The sequence below is a fragment of the Nostoc cf. edaphicum LEGE 07299 genome (genome assembly GCF_015207245.1).
Classification (GTDB): Bacteria; Cyanobacteriota; Cyanobacteriia; order Cyanobacteriales; family Nostocaceae; genus Nostoc; species Nostoc edaphicum_B.
On sequence record NZ_JADEXF010000825.1, the window covers coordinates 1 to 3,020 of the forward strand.

The window sequence follows — 3,020 nt, forward strand, 5'->3', positions numbered from 1 at the left end:
CTTTAGGAGAATTATCAATTTCTCAATTTGACCTTGCTCAAGCTTGTTTCGAAATTCGGAATCCTCTTGCTCACGGATATATTGAAAACCTAAATTTGCCAGTTGTACATAATTTTGACAATTTGGTTCGTGAATTGTTAGCGGAATGGAAAGTCGAACTCGCTATTAGTCAACTTTCATCCGAGGATCTAGCTGCTTTTCGTGCCTGGTTTGCGGAATTCGATGCAGCAGCCTGGGATAAACAGATTGAAAAAGATGTGACTCAACAAGAAACCCTATCGTCTATTACTGACAGTCCAACTTTAGAATCTTTAACCGGCCTTGACTCCTGGACTCAGAGTTTAATAGGTGTAATCCAGCTAGAAGAAGAAAATCCGACAGAAAATTATGTGGATTATTTAGAGGAGAAATACGGTTGAAACGGGTGTTGTTCGACAGCGATGTGTTGCTCGATATTTTGGCACAGCGTCAACCATTTATCGTAGCTTCTGCACGAGCATTAAATACAGTAATGCAGAATCAAGTACAAGGTTATGTTTCAGGTCATGCAGTAACCAATATTTTCTATATTCTGCGTCGTCAAGTTGGTAATGAAGTAGCGCGTGAACTATTAGCAAAGTTATTGCAGCACCTTCAAGTTGCCAGCGTAACAGATGAAGTTATTCGGCAAGCTTTGAATAGCTCAATTAAGGATTTTGAGGATGCGGTAACGAGTGCTGCGGCGCTTACGGCAGGTTTAGAAATAATTGTGACGCGAAACACACCCGATTTTGTGGCTTCTTTAGTTCCGGCAATGCTGCCAGATGAGTTTTTGACAACGCTAATTTGAGTGAGTTTATTTTTCTGATAGGTATAAAAATGACACAGCAAGAATTGTTTAATGAGTTTTTATCCCTTCCTGCGGAAGCACAGCATCAAGTAATCGACTTTATTGCTTTTTTGCGACAAAGATATGCAGTAGTTGAATCTGCCTCTCAGCTACCTGACATTGACTTGATAAATGATAGCTTTATTGGGATGTGGAGCGATCGCCAAGATTTAGCTGATAGCACTGCTTGGGTGCGCGGTGTTCGAGAAAATGAGTGGTCAAAGTCACATGACTAACTCAACCATCGTTGATACAGATATTCTAATTGATGCTGGTTGCCCGAACAGATGACAGATCAACGAATACGTAATAATGATTAAGATGAGGATAGATTAAGTCACACCAGACGAAAATCCTAACTACGCCCCGCTACGCCCCGCTACGCTAACAAAATTAAAGTATGGAACTATATTTAATTCGTCATGGCATCGCCGAAGACAAGGGATTAGGCATCAAAGATGAAGAGCGCAGCCTTACCAAAGAAGGAAGGCAAAAAACTGAGAAAGTTGCCCAGAAACTTGTTAAATTAGGTTTAAACTTTGATTTAATTCTCACCAGTCCCTTAGTGCGGGCCCGCCAAACGGCTGAAATCCTTATAGCAGAAAAACTAAGCTCCCAGTTAGAGGAATCTAGCCACCTCGCTCACGATGGTCAAATTTCTAGTTGGCTAAAAGACTGGTTAGAACCAAGAAATTATTCTCAAAATACCCAACTGGCGCTGGTTGGACATGAACCTGATTTGACCAGTTGGGCAGAAATTCTCCTTTGGGGAGAAGTCAAAGCAAGCTTAGTCTTGAAAAAAGCAGGTATGATTGGGATAAAACTACCAGAAACAGGTTCTCCTCTGGGTCGTAGTCAGATGTTTTGGTTGACACCGCCCAAGTACCTGCTATAACGGTTTTTCAACATTTTCGATTGTTGTTAGAACGGCTACTGTTATGGCGACAATAAATTTCTGGTAAGTTAGCTCAATCAGATATTTCACAAAGCGAATGGTGTTGCCATGATGGTGTGCGAATACAAGCCTGGTCTAGAAGGCATTCCCGCCGCCCAATCAAGTATCAGCTATGTTGATGGGCAAAAGGGAATACTAGAATATCGTGGCATTAGGATTGAGGAATTAGCAGAAAAAAGTACATTCTTAGAAACTGCTTATCTCTTAATCTGGGATAAACTGCCAAGCAAGGAAGAACTGGAAACATTTGAGCATGAAGTTCGTTACCACCGGCGGATAAAATACCGCATTCGGGACATGATGAAATGCTTTCCAGAAAGCGGCCACCCAATGGATGCCTTGCAAGCCTCTGCTGCGGCTTTAGGTTTGTTTTATTCGCTCCGCGATTTACATAATCCTGTCTACATTCGAGATTCTGTGGTACGCCTGATAGCAACCATTCCCACAATGGTGGCGGCGTTCCAACTGATGCGAAAAGGCAATGACCCGGTACGTCCTCGTGATGACTTAGATTACTCCGCCAACTTTCTATACATGCTCAATGAGCAAGAACCCGATCCTCTGATGGCGCGGATTTTTGATATCTGCTTGATACTTCAAGTCGAACATACAATGAATGCTTCCACTTTCAGTGCCAGGGTGACAGCTTCCACCTTGACTGATCCTTATGCTGTGGTTGCTAGTGCCGTCGGAACTTTGGGTGGACCTCTACATGGTGGAGCCAATGAAGAAGTAATTCAGATGTTGGAAAAAATTGGCTCTGTGGAAAATGTCCGTCCCTACATAAAGCATTGTCTGCAAACTAAATCTAAGATTATGGGCTTTGGACATCGTGTGTATAAAGTGAAAGACCCACGAGCCATAATTTTACAAGGACTAGCAGAACAATTGTTTCAAAAGTTTGGCTATGACAAATTCTATGACGTTGCTCAAGAAATGGAACGAGTTGTAGAGGAAAAACTCGGTAGTAAAGGAATTTATCCTAATATTGACTTTTACTCCGGATTAGTGTATAGAAAGATGGGCATTCCCACAGACTTGTTTACGCCAATATTTGCGATCGCTCGCGTTGCCGGTTGGCTAGCCCATTGGAAAGAACAACTAGCAGAAAACCGAATTTTCCGTCCTACCCAGGTTTACAACGGTCTGCACGAAGTTACTTATACTCCCATTGAGCAAAGGTAAATGGGCTTAGGG

At 42.4% G+C, this 3,020-nt stretch carries 4 protein-coding genes and 1 pseudogene; all 5 read left to right on the forward strand.

All coding sequences use genetic code 11. The annotated features are described in order from the left end of the window. A pseudogene (locus IQ229_RS21210) lies at nucleotides 1–419 on the forward strand (hypothetical protein); the annotation flags it as partial. Between the two features lie 5 nt (nucleotides 420–424). After that, entirely contained in the window at nucleotides 425–829 is a 405-nt protein-coding gene (locus tag IQ229_RS21215) for a PIN domain-containing protein (RefSeq protein WP_322744040.1), read from the forward strand. Between the two features lie 29 nt (nucleotides 830–858). Further along, a complete protein-coding gene (locus IQ229_RS21220; RefSeq protein ID WP_194047110.1) occupies nucleotides 859–1,104 on the forward strand; it encodes a hypothetical protein in 246 nt (81 codons plus the stop codon). 164 nt (nucleotides 1,105–1,268) lie between these two features. Beyond that, nucleotides 1,269–1,763 carry a phosphohistidine phosphatase SixA gene (gene sixA / locus IQ229_RS21225; protein ID WP_194047112.1) on the forward strand — a complete coding sequence of 165 codons (495 nt, stop codon included), beginning with the start codon at nucleotides 1,269–1,271 and terminating at the stop codon, nucleotides 1,761–1,763. A 108-nt stretch (nucleotides 1,764–1,871) separates the two neighbouring features. Further along, entirely contained in the window at nucleotides 1,872–3,008 is a 1,137-nt protein-coding gene (locus tag IQ229_RS21230) for a citrate synthase (RefSeq protein WP_194047114.1), read from the forward strand. Nucleotides 3,009–3,020: the final 12 nt, after the last annotated feature.

Excerpts from the sequence above, each read along its gene's own strand:
- sixA (WP_194047112.1), top strand. The coding sequence starts at position 1,269 with ATGGAACTATATTTAATTCGTCATGGCATCGCCGAAGACAAGGGATTA.
- IQ229_RS21220 (WP_194047110.1), top strand. The coding sequence starts at position 859 with ATGACACAGCAAGAATTGTTTAATGAGTTTTTATCCCTTCCTGCGGAA.
- IQ229_RS21230 (WP_194047114.1), top strand. The coding sequence starts at position 1,872 with ATGATGGTGTGCGAATACAAGCCTGGTCTAGAAGGCATTCCCGCCGCC.